Source organism: Streptomyces sp. GL_148 (assembly GCF_057834205.1).
This window is the reverse complement of record NZ_CM174396.1, coordinates 2510751-2528969: the sequence shown is the minus strand read 5'-3', so window position 1 is coordinate 2528969 and position 18219 is coordinate 2510751. Positions and strand designations below refer to the sequence as shown.

General features: G+C 60.5%; 14 protein-coding genes. 5 read left to right on the top strand and 9 right to left on the bottom strand.

Annotation, left to right across the window (positions count from 1 at the left end; all coding sequences use genetic code 11):
• Positions 1-1503 precede the first annotated feature (1503 nt).
• From AC3IYI_RS11615 to AC3IYI_RS11595, 5 genes are all read left to right on the top strand, one after another.
• A complete protein-coding gene (locus AC3IYI_RS11615; protein ID WP_489410104.1) occupies positions 1504-1839 on the top strand; it encodes a hypothetical protein in 336 nt (111 codons plus the stop codon).
• A gap of 596 nt (positions 1840-2435) precedes the next feature.
• A complete protein-coding gene (locus AC3IYI_RS11610) occupies positions 2436-3863 on the top strand; it encodes a DUF3987 domain-containing protein (RefSeq protein ID WP_489410103.1) in 1428 nt (475 codons plus the stop codon).
• A 28-nt stretch (positions 3864-3891) separates the two neighbouring features.
• Positions 3892-4641, top strand: a complete 750-nt coding sequence (locus AC3IYI_RS11605) for a hypothetical protein (RefSeq protein WP_489410102.1) — start codon at positions 3892-3894, stop codon at positions 4639-4641.
• A 574-nt stretch (positions 4642-5215) separates the two neighbouring features.
• Positions 5216-5560 carry a histone-like nucleoid-structuring protein Lsr2 gene (locus tag AC3IYI_RS11600; protein ID WP_489410101.1) on the top strand — a complete coding sequence of 115 codons (345 nt, stop codon included), beginning with the start codon at positions 5216-5218 and terminating at the stop codon, positions 5558-5560.
• Positions 5561-5642: 82 nt separating this feature from the next.
• Positions 5643-6194, top strand: coding sequence for a histone-like nucleoid-structuring protein Lsr2 (locus AC3IYI_RS11595; RefSeq protein ID WP_489410100.1), 552 nt, complete (start codon positions 5643-5645; stop codon positions 6192-6194).
• A gap of 98 nt (positions 6195-6292) precedes the next feature.
• Here the strand turns inward: AC3IYI_RS11595 and AC3IYI_RS11590 are convergent, their stop codons facing one another.
• The 9 genes from AC3IYI_RS11590 to AC3IYI_RS11550 form a co-directional block, all read right to left on the bottom strand.
• The gene (locus AC3IYI_RS11590; RefSeq protein WP_489410099.1) at positions 6293-6475 is read right to left on the bottom strand and encodes a hypothetical protein; all 183 of its coding nucleotides are present in this window, start codon (positions 6473-6475) and stop codon (positions 6293-6295) included.
• Between the two features lie 85 nt (positions 6476-6560).
• Complete coding sequence (locus AC3IYI_RS11585) at positions 6561-7460, bottom strand: peptidoglycan-binding protein (RefSeq protein WP_489410098.1); 900 nt, start codon at positions 7458-7460, stop codon at positions 6561-6563.
• 381 nt (positions 7461-7841) lie between these two features.
• Positions 7842-9629, bottom strand: a complete 1788-nt coding sequence (locus AC3IYI_RS11580; protein WP_489410097.1) for a glycerophosphodiester phosphodiesterase — start codon at positions 9627-9629, stop codon at positions 7842-7844.
• Between the two features lie 18 nt (positions 9630-9647).
• Positions 9648-10703: a hypothetical protein gene (locus AC3IYI_RS11575; protein WP_489410096.1), complete on the bottom strand. Its 1056-nt coding sequence runs from the start codon at positions 10701-10703 to the stop codon at positions 9648-9650.
• A gap of 3 nt (positions 10704-10706) precedes the next feature.
• On the bottom strand, positions 10707-11942 hold the full coding sequence (locus AC3IYI_RS11570; protein WP_489410095.1) for a siphovirus ReqiPepy6 Gp37-like family protein: 1236 nt from the start codon (positions 11940-11942) through the stop codon (positions 10707-10709).
• A gap of 7 nt (positions 11943-11949) precedes the next feature.
• Positions 11950-12666 (bottom strand): phage tail family protein, encoded by a 717-nt coding sequence (locus tag AC3IYI_RS11565; protein ID WP_489410094.1) that lies wholly within the window; start codon positions 12664-12666, stop codon positions 11950-11952.
• Positions 12667-12966: 300 nt separating this feature from the next.
• The gene (locus AC3IYI_RS11560) at positions 12967-17490 is read right to left on the bottom strand and encodes a transglycosylase SLT domain-containing protein (RefSeq protein WP_489410093.1); all 4524 of its coding nucleotides are present in this window, start codon (positions 17488-17490) and stop codon (positions 12967-12969) included.
• 10 nt (positions 17491-17500) lie between these two features.
• Entirely contained in the window at positions 17501-17854 is a 354-nt protein-coding gene (locus tag AC3IYI_RS11555) for a hypothetical protein (protein WP_489410092.1), read from the bottom strand.
• Between the two features lie 53 nt (positions 17855-17907).
• Entirely contained in the window at positions 17908-18201 is a 294-nt protein-coding gene (locus AC3IYI_RS11550; protein ID WP_489410091.1) for a hypothetical protein, read from the bottom strand.
• Between the last annotated feature and the right edge of the window lie 18 nt (positions 18202-18219).

Genomic DNA, 18219 nt, shown 5'->3' with positions numbered 1-18219 from the left:
GGTATCGGGCCTCTAGAGACACGCTCAGAGGTACGAGGAAAGGTAGGGCGAGTGAAGCTCAACATGCATAAGCACGTATGCCGCGCTGTGAAGTGCCGTGCAATTGCTCGGGTCATGGTCGCAGACAATTTCTGTGCGTACTTCCTGTGCGTCCCGTGTGCACGTAAGGGGAGTGCGGCAATGAGCCGTAGGGGCTACAGCCCTACGACCGTTTCGGCCAGTCAGGCAGGCTGCAAGGAAGGGTGCAAGGGCTAATGCGTCGCTCATCCCAGACAATCGCGGTAAACCTTCGCTACTACGTCTACGCAAGTACCAAAGGGGCGAAATTCAAGACCTACCCAAAGGGGGCCCGGTCCCCTGTATGGGCTGAGTCCTCCACAGAAGATCGCAAGGAGGCAAAGCGGCTGCTGAATGGTCTACTCGCCTACTGGCAGGAGATAGACCCGGAGGGGTGGAGCCTCTTTAATGCCGCTGTGGTGGATCTGGAGAGGGAGACATCTGTCGGTCCGCTTACAGGTTGGGCGGCTGAAGTTTTCGAGGAGCGCGGTATTCGCGTGGTAGACCCGTGCGTCTACTGCCGCGAGTGCCGTACCCGACGCTAGGCAGTGAGTTTGGGGCACGGACGATAGGGATAGCCGTCCGTGCCCTTTGCTCTGTACCTAACGAAAGGACGTTGTGCCAATGACCCGCGAGGAATTGGAAATGCTTTGCAGTTCCGGAGAGATCCGGACATTCAATGCAAGATGGCACCCGCTCGGCGGCAAACCCCAGCACGAAGGGTGCCGGGGACACGTGGAACAAGTCGGCTTTCCGGCAGACGCAAGCGTTGTAATCGTTCGTGACATCGCTGGAAACGCTCACCGTTGGTACATGCAGCACATGACCGCTCTCTGAAAGGAACACACGAATGACCGAGCACACCCCCGAACTTCCTGAGCTTGACCCCATCCTCAAGACAGGGGCAAGCATGCGGAACATAGCGGCAGCCGCTAAGGCGCTGACGCGCATTCACGAATTGGGCTGGGAGCCGTTGGCCCCATACCCGGGCAGTGACACGCACTGGAAGGTGCGTTGCATCCTCGGATGCGCCGAGGACGGTAAGAACTGGGAGGGAGTCATGTTCTACAGCCACATGCGGCGTGCGAGGCGCCACAATGGGTGCCTTTCCAAGGAACTCCAGACGGCAGCGGTAGAGGCACTGAACAACGCTCGCGCTCGCTAGTCGGCCGAGTTTGGGGCGCGGGGAAAGGGATAGTCCCCGCGTCTCTTGCTCGGTCAACTATCGGAAGGGAACGTAGTGGACTTCTTTGTGCTGACGAATGCGCAAGAGGACGTACTCATATCCGCCCTGATCTGGGATGGCTCTGTTGCCGGCCGCGCCAGCGTGGTTCGCAAATTGGAGCGCTATGGGTTCGTACATGGCGGGACTCTCACGAGTAAGGGGCGGGAGCGTGCCGAGTTCCTTAAGGCCTCCCGCGAAGCGCTGAGAAAGGCTCTGGGCTGATGAAGCGTGTTGCACATACGCATATGGCAGTTGGGCAGGCGGAAGGATTTGCCTACCGCGTTGATGTCCACTGGACCCCGGGAGTTTTTCGGGTGGAGGTCACCGTGAGAACGGCGTCAGACCTGACGGAGCACGGGACGTATGTAGGGATCCGGGCGGAGGCCATGCCCGCCGGCACCGTGTCAGACACGTTCCTGGACGGCCTTGCGGCTCAAATTCTAGGCCCGTTCAAAGTCATGACGACGCATTGGGTGGTAGACCCTGCGTCCATTGCGGGGGAGTACGTGAAGACAACCGGATTTCGGTGGAGCACTGAGAAGGAGGCCAAGCGGTGAGTGCAATAAAGGCTTGGGAGCTGGACGTCCGGTCGGCTCGATACGGGGCAAGGGCTGCCGCGTGCAAGGAGAGCCCGTGTGACCGCATCAGGGCCTACACCGCCCTGTGCGAGTCGCTCGGAGAAGCGGCGAACCAGTACGCGGATCCCATGCATTCGGCTCGTGCCCTTGTACGCGCTGCCGCTCGCGCCTATCAGACAGAGCGCAAAAGGCTGGGAGCCTGATGGACACCCAATCTGCCGCAGTAGTGTACGTCGACGTTGTGGAGCCTGGTAAGGCCATCGTCATTCTGCCCAACGGGCAAGCACGAATAGGCCGAGAGGATGGCCGCTACTTCGTGGATGCAACCGAGTGGGACGGACACGAGGAAGTGTTCCCTCTCCCTTGCAAGTTCGGGCTGCCCTCGTACAAAGATGCTGCTAAGTGGATCGCTCGCGCGTTGGGTAATGAGGGTGCGCTAGATATCCGGGTCGACTTTGAGTAGACGATCAATCTGAGCTGCTTTGGTTGTGGCCGGAATAGGGATAGCTCCGGCCCCATCCATGGACGCTCACGCTGTGATGTGACGTACCAACCCAACTGAAGAGAGGATGGCAATGGACGAAGATGCTCGCTATAAGCCGATGGCCTATGGCCCTATCGGTATGGCCGTCAAAGCTGCCATGCCCTACACGGAAGCGGATCCGGTAGGCGTGCACGCTGCCGTACTGGCCCTGTACTCGGCGGCCCTAAACGGCAACATCTTGCAGCCCAATGGGCGCCCCTCGGTCGTGTGGACCGCCCTTGCCGGCCCGTCGCGGGTGGGGCGCAAGGGATATGCGCTCTCAACTGCGGAAGTGATTGTGAGGGATGCAATCGGGGACTTCCTGTCCCTCCGGAGAGAGGGAGGCATTTCCTCTGGCCCCTCGCTTGTACAGGTCATGGCCGAGAACGAGCATGATTCCATGACCTCGGAAGGAGGGTTGGACGGACGTACGCTCATCTTGGATGAGGAGTGGTCCACCACTCTCCAGCTCACGAATCGGTGCCCGAAATACTCCGGGGTCCTCAGGACATCGTGGGATGGCGGGCGGGTCTCGAACGTCACCAAGAAGGACGGCAAGCGCGTAGAGGTAACGGTAGAAACGCCTGCCCTCGGGTTTCACGGGCACATTCAGCCTGCCGCCTGGGCCAAGTACGTGAGCCTGACGGAAGCCCAGGGAGGGTCTTTCAACCGAATTCTCACCGTCTCGGTGAAGCGGTCCAAGCTCCTGCGAACGGCCAAGCACAAACGCAACCCCTTGAACGAAATCAAGGTGAGTGCCGCTCTGCGGTTGGCCTACGAGTGGGCGCGTAAGGAGGTTCGCGAGATGAGCCTGAATGACGCTGCCGCAGAGCGTTACGACGACATGAGGGCAGCATATGAAGACGAGATGGAAGAGTTGCCGGACGACGTCTCGTGCTTCTTCGAGCGTGCTGAAGAGCAAGTAATGCGCGTGGCCTGCATCCTTACGGCTGCGGAACGAAAGACCGTGATCAACGTCAAGGCCCTTGACGCGGCACAGGCTTTCGTGGAGTTCTCCATAGCGTCGATCAAGCAACTGATTTCGCAGACCAACGTTCAGAAGGCGCGTACGGTCCTGCCCCTGGACGTCAAGATCAGGGAAAAGCTGCGGATGTACGGCGGGGAGATGACCAGTACGCAGCTCTACCGTGCCTTGTCGTCCCGGTACACGGCGGATCAGATCTACAACACAGCCGACGAGATGCCGGATGTGGAGGCGACACAGGTTCGGCAGAAGCGCCCTGGGCAGAACCCGACCATCTTCCGTCTCGTGGATGTCCCCGTTGAGGTCGAGCCGCAGCCCGAACCGATCCCCGTGAAGCCGCCCGCGCGGAAGCGTGCCGTTGCTAAGAAGGCAGCGGCTCCCGCGCGCAAGACCACTGCGGCTGTCCCTCCGCCGGCACGAGCCAGGGCCAGCAGGAAGGCCCCCGCCAAGAAGGCGCCTGCAAAGAAGGTCGCGGTACCCGCCCCGAGTGCGTAGGCACTCAGCAGACAGAGGAGGAAAGTACGTGCACAAGATCGTCTTGACTGACAAAGTCCTGGACATGCTTGATGGATCTGGCGTGATGCAGGGGGATGAGTCCCCCGACATCAAGGCCGAGATGGACAGCCTGAAGAAGACTTCCAGGGGAGCGTCTGGCGCTGTATCTCTGCGGGCCTTGGGATGGGTACTCGACACCCTTGAAGCCCTCGCCTGTTCGGACGAGCCGGGAGACGCCAAAGCCGCCAACGCGGCTATCGCGAAGCTGGATCCGATCTACCGGGCGGGAGGGGGAACAACGACGACGATGGGTGCACTGAGGGACTTGGAAGCAAAGGCCGCCACGCCGACGGCCGCGGATCCCAAGAAGGAGGAGAAGGAGGTGACGCCTGCCGGCGGCTGGACGCACGGCGAGTTGCGCGGGCTTGAACTGGATCTGAGAGAGGACGTCGGCTCGCGGTTCCTGTTCGGGGGCAAGGGGGGTAAGCACTCGCCGGAGCCGTCCCAATCGACGCTTGCAGGGGTGAGGTACGCGGAGCGCGGTAGGTACGAGATTTGGGATGTGGCAACAGGTGCCGTACTCCTGACGGGGGCGCTTCAGTCCCTGATCTGGTGGGCTCCAGCCCCCTCGGTAGGTGGTGGGGACACGGACCGTGACCTAGCTGAGATCCACGATGTCAGTGCCGTCAGTTACGGTCGGCCTGTCTACCACGAGCACACGGGCGCTCTCGTCGGATATCTGAGCCCTGACGCCTTCACGCCCATTGGTGATGTCTAGATCACGTGCACGTAAGGAATCCCCATGGTCGCTTCTACGAGCCTCCGCAGCCCGGAAACTGTCCTCGACACATCGGAGGATGAGGGGACTGCCACCCGCCTACTTCACGAGTGGGCGGCCCGCTTGCGACAGCACCCCCTAGGGGACACGGACCGCTTCGGGATCTACAAGCGCCGCCAGAAAGGCGTTTGGCAGATTGTCTTTCTGGACAGGCAGGCCAAGCGGGCCCGAGGGCAGCGAGCACCTCAGGAGGGTGCATTATGGACGAATCGACGCGACATGACCGCCGCTGAAGCTGTGGGCCGAAGGCCTGCCGTCCCGTCATGCCTGCCGCATAAGCGCCCGTCTGTATCGCGGGTAGTGCAAGGGCGGTACACACCGCTCTGTCGAAAGTGGGCTGCGGGAAAGTGGCATGACTGAAACAGCTTGATGGGAAGGGCTGACTATGACAGCCTCGCATAGCGGCTGAGCGCTAAAGGCGCTGGGAAGTGGCGGGTCCGTAGGGATACCGGACCCGCCCGGCCCTTCCCCAGGAAACTACACCGCTCGTTAGAGAACAAAGGAAGCAAGCACGATGGCTCAGAAGGTTACTTACCTCCTTGTCGACGACATCGACGGCGGGCAGGCGGACGAGTCGCTGACGTTCGCTCTGGACGGCAAGACGTACGAGATTGACCTCTCCACGGACAAGGCGGAGAAGCTGCGTCAGGCTTTGGAGCCGTTCGTCAAGGGTGGGCGCCGTACGGGTGCCCGTACGAGCTCCGCCGGCAGCCGCGGGCGTACCTCGGCCCCGGCATCCTCGGACGGTCCGTCTGCTGACGAAGTGCGGAAGTGGGCCGCTAAGAACGGCTACGAGGTCAAGGACAGGGGCCGGGTGCCTGCCCCCGTCCGTGAGGCGTACAACGCGGCTCACGCCTAAGTCGAGAGCAGCACAACCGCATAGACGAACTTCTGAGGCCCCGCCAAACCGGCGGGGCCTCAGTCATGCCCTGGGGAGAGACATGGCCACCATCACCCGACTGATCATGATTGACGACGTGGACGGTACGGAGTCCGCCGAGCCGGGCGAGATCACCACCGTTCGCTTTGCCCTGGACGGGGTGGAGTACGAGATCGACCTGACCGAGGAGCACGACCAGGAGCTGAGGGAGCTTCTGGCCCCGCTCATAGCTGCCGGACGACGAACTGTCGGCACGGCCTTGAGGCGCCCTGGGCGCAAGGGTGGGGGAGACCCCGAAGCCGAAGCGCGACGCCACTACACGCCCGTAGTGATTCCCGAGGATGCTCGGGACTCCTGGGCGAAGCGCACCGCGAGCGGGTGTGAGCGGTCGCTCAAGGTCCAGGAGTGGAGCTTGACTGAGCGAATCAATGCCTTGACGGGGAACAACATCAAGCTCTTGGGTCAGTACCTGGAGCTGGTACCGACGAGCAGCGGCAGGCCGCCCAAGCTGGGCATGACTGAAGCGCGCTTCAGGAACCTGGAGATCCTCGACTTTGACGGCAACGTGACTTCCTTCGGGAGGTATGCGTACGAGGTGAGGTCTGCCGGCTGAGCACTGCAACGCAAAGAATGCCCCCTCCCAAACGGGAGGGGGCATTTTTGTGTTTCTCTCAACCCTGAGGCAGACCCCTCTGCCTCAAGCTCTTGGGGCTAGCGTCCGCGTACTTCGTCCTCCCAAGGGGAGGGTTCATACAGGGCCGCCAGAGTCTTGGTGTCCTCGTGACGCTGCACGACCTCACCGAGGCCCAGGCCGAGGACGGCCGCAGCGACGGCGAGCCAGGGGCCGTCAGGGAGGTCAGGCCAATACGTCTTGGCCAGGGCAGCAACGGCCACCAGGACGGCGTAGATGCGGACAGCGTGAGTCGATACGAAGTTGTTGATGATGCATCACATCCCATGTGAGGTAACAAAAAGGGGGTTAGGAGAACAGGCGCTTCCAGGTCTGCGGCCCGGGGTACCCATCGGCTCCCGTGCCGGACCAGCCCTGAGCCACCTGGAAGGCTCGGACAGCCGCCCGGTCAGCCCCAGTCCACTGCGGACCCGCACCGACCTTGTAGAAGTGTCCGTAGCCCTTCTTGATGAGCTGTCGGCCAAGCTGGGTCACGAACTGGTTCTTTGCCCCCGCGCGGAAGTAGTACGTTCCCGGAAACGGGGGAGCGTCAGGCCGCGGTGCCGGCTTCTCAGGCTCCGGCTTTGGCTTCGGTGGCACGGTCGGCTTGGAAGGCTTTCCCTCGGAGATGGTGGCCTTGATGTCCGCGCGTACCGCATTCATGTCCATCATCTTTCCGGGCGCGTAGCCCGGATCCCACTTACCGGGGCTGCCCCACTCGCCATGACCGATTACAGAGCCCTCAGTCCATCCGTGGAAATCGCAGATAGCCGCAGACAGCTTCCGAAGGGTGGCGTACTGGGCATCGGTCATCTTGTGAGAGCCGGAGTACCAGATCTCAACGCCATAGAAGTGGCTGTTTCCGTCGACGCTCGACTCATTGTCGGTCGGCAGTGCAGTCTCAGCCTTAACCGCAGCGAGCACGTCAGGGTCGCCGGCACCGGCGTGGTTCGCGCGGCCCCAGCCAATCAGGTGCACCGTTCCGTCCTGGGCAAGGCCGAACTGCGAGAGCGGGCCTGGGAGTTCGCTGAGACCCGCATAGAGAAGCTCGCGCTGGTCCTTAGAGTCGGAGCCCGTGTGGTGCACCATGAAGCCGTGTACGGGTCCCCACGCGCCCTTGTGGTTTCGGTTGTGGGTTGCCCAGCTCTTGTATTCCGCGAACGGAACTCCAAACTTGGCAAGCTGTGCCTTGATCTGTGCGGGGGTCATCGGGGTAGCCATTAGTCCTCCAGGGGGTTAGCCGCTAGCCGGAGCACGGCAAGGCGGTCAGGGTCGAGAGAAGTGAGAAGGGAGATCAGCCGCTTGTTCTCTGCCTCAATCCGAGAAAGGCGTTCCTTGATCTCGGAGAGTGAGCTTTCGAGCCTGTCGGCTCGGGACTTCTGAGCTTCGGCCTCTTCCCGCCATACGCGGGCGGAGCTGGTACGAGCGGCTGCGAGGACGACCACTAGAGCCGCTACGAGGGACGCCAGCGTTCCGCCGGCAGTCAGGATCTGGGTTGGAGTCATACGCGCCTCTGTTGGGCTCAGGGCAACACAAAGGCGGCCCCCGTCAGTTGGAGCCGCCTCGGTTGCTTCAGTCGGTCAGTGAGCCCTACAGGGCGTTTGCGGTCAGGTTCCGCCAGCGAGGACGGTTAGCCAGGCTGCTAACAGAGCCACCCGAGACATGGATAAAGCCACCTCGGTAGGTCGCGTTAGTGCTCGTGACTGTGATATTCGGAGTGACGTCAAGGCGTGTGATCTTGACGTTGGCTGGAGTTACATCAACCTGGAAAGACATAACCTGACCCGCCACAGGCGCGGCAGTGGCTGCTGTAGCGAGCTGCGTTCCACTCGTTACACCTGCGGTGTGGCTAAAGATTTGCAGGTCACCGTTACCGCGGAAGGCCATGTGATAGCCGCCGGCAGGGTTGGCTGCACCAAACTGGTACGTGCTGTCATCGGCCCTACCGAAAACGACACCCGCGTGTTCGTTGGTTGGCACCGTGCCGTCGTACTTCATATCAAAGGTGACGCGGTAGCCGTTCGTGGGGAACTCGGGAATGGAGCAGGAACCGATGAGTACGGCATCCCCGGTTACGTCCATGTAGGCCCAGCCGGTTCCATCGTATTTGAGATCGCGTGTGCCGCTGTAGTGCGTGCGGCCCATGTCTCCAGGAGCCTTTACCTGCGTCGCCCAATTGTCCTTCTTGAGAATCTGCTTGGTGTACGACACCCACTTGTACTGAGCGCACATCATCCCCCAGACGCCGAGCCCGGAAAGGGTGTTGCGCTGACTCCGGCGGTGAACCTCCCAGCAAATGACCTTCTTGCCATCAGGGCGGCCCGTGATCTCCTGGATGCGAGCGGAAGCCATGGTGTGGGGAATTCCCCACATGTCGATGCTGGCTCCGTATGTCGCGAGTTCCGCGTCAGTGGTGGCATCGTCCACGTAGCCCCAAGTCGTAAACCCTCTCTCCTTCATCGTCGCGAAGGTTGGCGACTTGTAGTACGCCTTCCACACGACCGACTGATTGGCCGTTGGGTAGTACGTCTGAAGGATGTTCTGGACTATCGGAGCCGCTTCATTGCTCTTAGCTTCCAGGAAGATGACCACCTTCCCTAGGAAGCGGTCGAGCACATCGCGCAGATTAGGAAGAGGCTGGGGAGCCCAGCCATTGCCGAGAATCTGATTAGGCTGAACTGTCACGCCATTGATAAGTGAGGGGTAAACCCAGTCAACGACTGGGCCAGTGGCGTTGGTCGTCCGGTCTAGTGTCTGGTCGTGAATACAGACCGGAATGCCTTCGGCGGTGACATTCACTGAGACCTCGATGGCGCGAACGCCAGAGGTCAGCGCAGCGTCATAGGCGGCCATCGTGTGTTCTGGGTATTCCATGCCCGAACCGCGGTGGGCGATGTAGGCCGGAGCCGGCATTGCAAGGAATGCCGCAACCGTGGCCGTGGGCGGCCCTGAGGCTGGAATGAACTGCGGCGGGATCAGGCTGTCCGAGCCAAGGGGCACCAGGCCTCCAGGAGCACCCACGCGGGCATCCACCTCAGCTAGGACGTCTGCCTTGGTGCCGTGTGGGTCGGGTGCTACAAGGTGACCTGCGAAGCGCTCTCCCACGTCGGAGGAGAGGATTGCGGTCCTGACTCCTCCGCCGAAATCGACGTACAGCCTCTCGGGAGATCCATCGGGGCCATAAAAGGGCGGAAGCATGCCGTATTCATCAGACATGATCACCGTTATGGGTGTGCCGTCAGTCTGAAGCAGATCGGTGACCTGTATAGCTCCCTCTGCGGGGCCGTCCCAAAGCGTTCCTACAATCCCCGGGACTCGGACACCGGAGGTGTCTTCAGCGACATCAGCGGCAGTGCCGCCGAAGAGAAGTCGTGCCATGTGTTCTCCCTGCTTAGGTTAGGCGGTTTCATAGACCCCAGAAATGGTGATCTCTCCTCGACGGGGAAGGAAGTCCACTCCGTCCATGCCTTCTTGGGCACTGTGCTTGGACTGCTGATAAAGCCACGCGGTCCAAGAGTCCGAACCCTGGTTGACCTTTGCAAGGAGACTTACGAAGTTCGGCATGTCGGGACTGCCGTTATTGTTGTTGTACATGTGGCCCGTAAGTATCTGACCGATACGACCATTCGCCGGAGTGGGTAGTGTGAAGCCGATAGTCCACTGACCCTGATGCAGCTTCAGGTCAGTAGCTCCCGGATTCTTTAGCAGGGCGGTGAACCAAACAGTCTTGGGGGCGATGTAGCGCCAACGGCCCTGACGAACTGACGGGCTATTGATATTGGCGACGGCTGGTGTGTAAGTACGAGTAGGCCCCAGGTCGCGGGTAACGACGTAGCCGTCGCGGGAGTTAAAGGCTTCGTACTGTGCACCGGTTGCATTGACGTCCAGGTCATAAACCATCGAACCGCGGGGCAGCAGAGCCGCCGTAGCCTCGGTGTTCCACGGGGTCGCGATCGTTGGCGGTGTATTGAAAGACATGCGGCTAGAGATGGCCACAGAGGCATCTAGGGCGGCAACGTCCACCTCGAACAGGGCCATTTCCCAGAGTCCACCGACGACACGTCGGGGCTTCGGCGCTACAGGGGAAGCGCCGGCAGTGCCCTTGACTACCGCAAGATTCACGGCCGACTGGGCCATATCAACCTGAATCACTACGAGATCCTTCCGGGCCTTTGTACCCGGGTTTGCCTCGATAGTTACCGACTTGGTGGCAGTGAGCTGGTAGTAGAACCCCCCTACCCAAGCCTTTCCAGGCTTCACCTCGACCGAGCGCCCGTTAACTACTCGGCCACCAAACGGTAGGTCGTCGGAGTCATATGCGGCAGCCGTAAGGGTGTAATCGACCCGGTCACCGCCCCACATGTGGGCCATGCTTTGCCACTGAGTCTGAGACACAATGGCTCGACCACCGTCCGCGTTATCCGCGTTAAACGGATATGAAATCTCTGCCATGCGTCACATCCTCGCTTCAAGCTTGCGCAGCTTTCGCTGCATGTCGTAGACCGTCTTGTACAGGTTGAGAGGCTCGCCAGAACCCTGCTGGCCGATTTTCGGATTCACGTCCTGAGCCTTGCCACCATCGTCAACGGAGATAGCAACCTCACGGACAACATCCGAATACTCGGTGCCGTCCACGGCCACCGTGACAATGTCGCCAACGAAGTAGTCGCGCCCAAAGAGGCAGTCGGCCGTGTCAATCGGATAGATCTGAAAATTGCCGCTCTTCTGGTTTTCGTTCAGAGTGCCTATGGCCGCTTCCTGAACCGCCTTCTTCGCTGCCTCTACATCAGCGGCAGTCATCGAATCCTCAGACTTCACAGGCAGCCCCGTGGCACGGTCAACTTTGAGTTGGATGTCTCGTCGGTCTACAAAGACCTCCGTCTGACGTCCCCACTCGGCCTCTGAGGCGGTATCAGTCTGCTGGTAGTAGTACCGCTCCAACTTCTCGCCGGCAGCCCCCACAATGGCGCGTGTCGCCTTCGGTGCGTTGAGAGTCCAGATGTACTCACGAAGGTTTCCAAGCTCGGGGCTGAAGCGAATCCGCTTAGACAGGTCCCGCGGCTTGAATATCTCAACGTCGACCCTCTGAGCGTTCGCGTTGTAAATGAACCGGTAGGCGACGTTACGACCCTTGAACCATTCTTCGAGCTTGCTGCCGATGACATCGAACCGAAGCGAGTCCGCCATGCCAGTACCAAGCTCAGATGCGGTGAAATTGAGACCCGCTACCCGACGATCAGCAAGAGCACCAGGGCCAAGAGCGCGGTTTAGCTCCTCGTAGATCATTCCGCCCGTAGTGCCCGAATCGGGCCACTGCCTGACGGGAAGAGGGGCTAGGTACTGCTGGCTGACTGGGAGTGCAGGGTCAGGGAAGGCCAATCGGCGGTATGCGAGTGTGTTGTGGCACTTACCGCCGATGTAGAGAGAGCCAGGGCCCGTGTGCTGGATCTTGGTCCAATACTTTTGGAAGACGTCTACCTGGCCACTCAGTAGAGGCTTTGAGACGCCTTCCTGCCAGATGGCGACTCCTCCGCCCTTTTTGATGAGGTCAGACTGAGGAGTGCCGTCCTTGATGAGGATCTGCCACGAGCCCTCCTGTGCTAGGCGTACAGTGAAATCCAGGCTGATCCACTGGTCAATCTCCCCGACCCTCCTAAGGTCTTTGTCGAAAACCTCAACTCGGTAGCCCATAGTCCTCCTATACGAAGCTTGCGTAGCGCGGGTAGAAGGACAAGACGACTGCCGCCCGATCGGTGCCGGCGACGACGGATACATGTGCTGTGGTGTCGCCTGGCTCTACCGACCAGAATTCAGGGTTTGTGTCCAAGGCCGCCCAATAGTTCAAACCATGGTCGTCCTTGACCGTTTTACGACCGGGGCGAGTGTCGATGGTGAGCACGCGTCCTACAGGTACAAGGTCCGAGCCATCCTCAGGAGGGGACGCCTTAATGAGCTGCCCAGCAGCGCCAGTAAGGGAAAAGCTTTTGATGGGCCCGTAAAGCTTCCAGACGGGCCAAGCCTCGATGTCGCCCGGATTGCTGATTGTGATCTTGTCCTCGGGAACACCCATGACTCCACTACTCAGATGCATGGGGAAGAGGCTTGCGCTGGTACTAAGGAGTGGATCGCCTGCACCGAAATCCCAGCGAGTTGACTGGGAGCGATCCGGGTAGAACCAGGGATCCATAGCAGTGAACGAAAGGCCATACTTGGCCCACGCGAAACCTGCTGTATCGACGCTCTCGGATCCCTCCATACCGCCCTTGTAGTAGGCCGTAATCTGGCGGGCCCGGTCATCCCCTTCAGTGAAGCGGATCAGGCAGTAGCCCCTCTTTGGGTTGAGAGCCTGAAACAGTTTCCGCTTAAGCTGATTGATGCTTTGGCGGTCATGCCCGCGGAGGTAGACCGGAATCATGATTTCCCGGGCAGCAGCTCGGGCGGATCGGTATATGGATCCGTCAAGATTCGGGGAGTCATCGGAGAAGAGCCCAAAGGGCGGCATGTCTAGCCCTGTAGCTCCTGGCTGCATGATAACGCTGGTCATAATATCGCTGACGCCCTCGGTGAGGGGGATTCGCTCCCCCTCACCGTTGGCCCCGATGAGTGTGACGTGAGTAGGGCCCCACTCAACGGGCCGAGGCAGCGGCCTGGGCGGTATTACGGGCTGCGGCAGCGGCTTCGGTAGAATCGGAATTGGCACGGGGCAACCCCCTCCTTACAGGTTCGTGTAAAGCGCCTCCGCCGTTTGAAGGGCCCGCATTACTGCCTGTGCTGTCAGCTCGTTACGAGCCTCGTGCACGTGGATTTCGTACTTCTTCCCGTTGAGTAGCGCCTCAGTTTCCCGGTCGTTGTAGACCCGCTCACCCCCGCCGAAGCGGACGAGTTCGGGACCCTTCTCCCCAACCATGGCAAAGCCAGGGGACGCGGAAAGAGTGCCAGTCGCATATCCCGTATTCCCTGCAAGCATTCGCTGCCAGCCCGCGCCGTAACGCTTGGTGGCGTAGTTCAGGCCTGCATAGATGTTTGCCAACGGATTAACACTGGTGCCGTACAATTTGGGCTGAGAACTCCGGAAAGGACCTGCGTAGGCATCAAAAGTAGGACCGATAACCTGCATCAGTCCTACAGATGGATGACCTGCAATCCAGTTGGAATCCCACTTGTTGACGATGGTCGGGTCTCCGCCCGACTCCATACCGATGCGGTACAGAACTGTTTGAAGAGCGGTACTGGGAAGGCCCAGCATCGACATCGCCTGAAGGGCCGTAGGGGCCCACTGACCGGCTCCGCCGGCGCCTGGCTGCGGGGCCAGACCAGCGCCGAAGTCAGGCATTGACGCCTGAACCTTGGCCCCCTTCTTGAAGTCGAACAGGCCCGAGGTATTGGGCATGCTCTCTTCGGCGTTGGCCATGAACTCGCCGTAGACACGACCGGCGTAAGCTGTAGGTGAATCCTTGATCTCCTTCACGGTCTCGATCATGCCGATGATGTTGTTGTACGAGCCGGACAAGATATCTCCGATGTCACCGAAGGAGTCAGTGAACGCACCGATGGGGTCTGTGGCGATATCCCAGATGGCTCCTAGGGAATCTCCAACACCGGAATACAGGTTGTCCCAGACCTTGCCGAGAGTCTCCATGGAGAACATGTGATCCATGTACTTCTTGCCGCGAGCGACGATGTTTCCATCGCCCTTCCACACGTCATTCCAGAAGTACTCAGCCTGCACAGGTGCCATGGCGCCGCCGAGAATACCGGCTGCCTGACCAACTACGGTTGGCACCTTCCGAAGTGCCTCGAACGCACCCTCAGTCATCCAGTCGTACATGCCACGGAAATTGTCAGCGGCGGCGTTTCCGCCGACGGCAGATGACTTATCTCCAGTACGCAAGACGCCCTGCTGAGTGGAACCGCCGAGTCGATCCGAAGAGCCGTCCAGCTTCATTGTCTTCAGCATCGCGGTTCCTACCGGAGCAATGTTCTGAAGGCTGATGAGTTCCTTGATAGCGTCCAGGTCGAACTTTCCGCCACCACCACTAGATCCGCGTGCGTTCCTGGAGAGCTTTCCGCGGATGGCTAGCTGGTTCCAGTTGTTAATGGTGCTCTCACCGAGAGCATTGGTGACCTCAGGGCGAAGCACCGCCTCACCTGGAGAAAGAATCGCAGGAATGTTGTCTACCCAAGGTGCGTAGCCGGGCATGACCCCGGCCATACTCACGTCGCTCTGCCGAGCGATACCGCCCCGAGCGTGATTCTTCTTCCCTCCACCGCTGCCGCCCCCACCAGGCGCCTTCTTACCGATCCGGTCAAGAGCCCCGTCAAGGCCATCGCCCTCGTCCTTCGCGTTCTTCAGGGCGCGGCCTAGCTCATCGACCTTCCCCTTGACGTCACTGAGAGAGCGCTGATTCAGGAGACCGATACGACCCGCAAGCGAGCCGGCACCCGTACCCTGGCCAACCTTCTCGTAGACATCGTGAGCAGCGGTCAGGAGATTCCTGAACTCCTGGATAACGTCGGTCAGTTTCCGCTTGTTGAGGTTGGCGGTACGTCCGGATGCAGAGGCACTCATGGCCCCGTCACCGATCTGATCCGCAGCCTGACGCGCGGCCTGAGTCAGCTCGTCTACGGACTGGCGCACATTGCTGACCCGCTTGCCGTCCAGGTTGCCGACGCGCTGGTTGACACTGGTCACCTTGTCCCCGGCGCCTTCAGCAGAGACCTTGAGGCCGTCTACCTCGCCCTTGATGCCGTTGAGCTTGGCTCCGTCCAGACCTCGAACTTTGCCTGCCCCCTGGTCGAGCTCGGCCGTCAGCTTTCGAGCAGCCTCCTCCGCCTGGTCCAGCTCCTGGCGAAGCTGACTGACAGACGTGCGGTTGAGCTGCTGTGCCTGCTGCTGCACGTTGTTCACCGAGGTCTGAGCCTGCTGTGCGGCTCCCTGTACAGAGGTACTGCCCCCGCCGAGAGCGGAAGCAATGTCGCGGAGGCTCTGAGAGTTGACCTCTCGCAGATCAGAACGAAGGCGAGTGACCTCGTCGCGTGCCTCGCGCGCCTGGCGCTCAAGCTCCGCCATCTCCTGGCGCTCGTTCCCGCTGGGACCCGAACGGCCAAGAGCACGATCAACTACCCGGCGTCCGACGGATCGGGTGTCACCGCCGGCACGGTCAGTACGGGTCTGCCGGTAGGCATCCCGTCCAGCCTGACGAATCTGGGATCGGCTCTCTCCTCTGTCCCGCGCTTCCCGCCGTGCCTCATTGCGGGCACGGGCCTGACGCCTTACGTCGTTCGCGCCCTGGGCCCCGTTACCAACGGCCCGAGCGATAGAGGCCACGGGGCCGAAGGCTCGACCCACGAGCCCTGTGACCTTGCCGAGCACCTTGGACAGCAGGCCAACGGCGATGATGAGCGGCCCCCACTTGACCAGGAACTCAGCTATCTTGACGCCGACTTCCTTAATTTCCGGGTGCTGCTCCAGGAAATCTGCCACCCACTTGATTTGGGAGGTGAAGGAGTCGATGGCATCGAAGAACAGATCCAAGAACTTCGGGATCTTGGGTGCGTACTCCTTCGCCAGGTCCTGAAGGTCATTCAGGTATCCACCCTCAAACTCGGTGGTCTCCTGGCCCCAGTGATCTGTCTTGGTGACCTTCTTGCCCATGATGCGCTCACCGAGACCGGTGTACTCCACCATGCCCGTTTCTGGGTTGGTTCTGGCGAAGAGGTTACCCAAACCGAGCTGGGCGCCTTCCTTCATCTGCTGAATGCGGCCCGTGATGGTCGCACTCGTAACCTTCTTGGCGTAGCCCTGTGTATCCGTGCCCATCCAGTTGTCAATCAGGGCCTGAATCATCTCGGGACCCTGAAGGCCACCGGTTTCCTTGGCGTTGGCCATCAGCTCAAGAATCTGAGCCGCTGCCGTGTGCTTAGTCGGCTTTCCGTCCTTGCCCTTGACCATCTTGTCCTGATAGCCCATGAGCTGAGCCAGTTCTTGGACAGGAATACCAGCCGCGGCGGTAAACTGCTTCAGGTTACGAGTAGGCACTCGCTCAAGGTCGAGAATCATGTCAATCGCGTACATGGCGCGAGAGACCATGGCGGGATCAAGGTTTCCTGCCTTTGCAGCGTTGTCACCGATCATCTGAACGATCTGGGCAGCGCGCTCCGAAGCGCTCTTTCCAGCCGCTTGCTTCTTCGCAGGATCCTTCGACTGAGAACCAGCTTCGTGGGAGTACAGACTTCGAATATATCGAGTCATGTACATCTGCATGTCTTCGATCGAGAACGGCGTATCAACACCGTACTGGCGGATCTTCGCAAGTGCTGCGGCCGAGTCCTTCGCGGAAACGTTGGAGCCCATAAGACCGAGCTGTCCGAGAATCAGAGAGTCGGCAGATTTCACACCAATGCTGGTAAGCAGCCCGCCGGCCATCGCCAGCGGAGCCAGAAACTTGGTGGCCAGAATGTTTCCGGTCTCCGTGATGGCGTTGCCGACATTCTCGAAATTGGTTCCGAGCTTCTTCAGGCTCGACTCTGTGCGGCCAAAGAAATTCTGCGTGCTCGTGTTGGTCGCAGACATCTGTCGCTGAAGCTCGCGCATACGGTCACGCGTCTGCGTAATCAGCCGCTGATGTGCAGCAATGCCAGCCTGGAGAGACTCGCGCTGTGCTACAGCCTCAGACCGTATGAGGGCGATCCGCTCGCGGGTCGCTTCGCGCTGAGCAGCTACCGTCTGGCGTAGCTCTTGACGAGCCGTAGCGGCCGCCTGCCGCTCCAAGCGCTCGACTTCACGAACGCGGTCCCGCTCAGCCCGAATGCGGTCGAGCGCGGCCCGCTCCTCCTGGCGCACGGTCTCCCGGAGAGCCTGCCGAGTTGTGTTGGACGCACCCTCGGTCAGGCGCATGTACTGGCCGTAGAACTCCCGGAGTTCTCTAAGGCGCTTGGCAGACTCCTGGCCGTACTGCCGCGTGACGTGGCGCTCAAGCGCTTCGATCGTCTCCGCAGTGTCCTTGGCCTCAGACTCAATTGCGGCTTTGGCCTGCTTCGCCTGCTTGGCAGCCGCTCGGGGGAGGCCGGCAAGGCCGCGGGCTACACCGGCCTCGATGCCCCGACCGGCCTGGAGCCCAAGCTTTTCCATCTCCGCGCGGACCTTCGAGCGGAGCTGATTCATGTCCTCGGCGGTGACCTTTGGAATGATCTCGATGTATCCAGTGCCGACCTTAATCGGCGCCCGTCCTTCGGCCATAAGACCCCCCTCAGAGGCTGTTCATTTGCCCGAGGAAGCTGCTCAAGTCCTCTGCGGAAGTGAACTGTGTCTCTGGCTCTGGTTCTGGCTCCGGTTGGCCGGGCCGTGGAATAGGAGCGGGTTCTTCGATGTCCTCGGAGTCTTCCGCGTTCGCCTTGAAGAACAGGAAGTTGCTCAGCTCAAGGGCATCGGAGATGCGGGCGAGGAGGTATTCAGACTCACCCCATCTGGTCCGCTCATCCATCGCCTCAAGGAGGGTGGAGCGGCCAGGCTTTTTCATCAACGAGTTGATCAGTACGCCTACACGGCGGAGGGAAAGCCGTCCGCGCCACAGGTCTAGAAGGTCAACCTGGAAGAACTCCAATAGGTCAGCCTCTAGTTCGTCCTGGTAGTCCTGGATGACGCGGACGACTGCAATCAGTTTCCCGAGTCGGTGTCACGACCCTGGGCCGCAGAAAGCTTTTCAGCGAACGCACCGAAGTCGCGAATCGTTGGACGAGTCGCCCTATAAGCCGCCCACTGCTCGTCACCAACGATGAGTCGGCAGGCTTCAAACTCGTCGTCGGTCTCCAGAACCTCAAGCGGGAAATCCAGCGGATGAGGAACCTCGAAGGTAAGCCCTGCGTGCTCAAAAGTCGTTGGGCCCTCTTCGAGCGCCTCAGCCTTAGCCGCAGCAGCCTTCTTCGTCGCAGTCTTCTTGGGAGCAGTCATAGGGGTCTCCTGAGCATG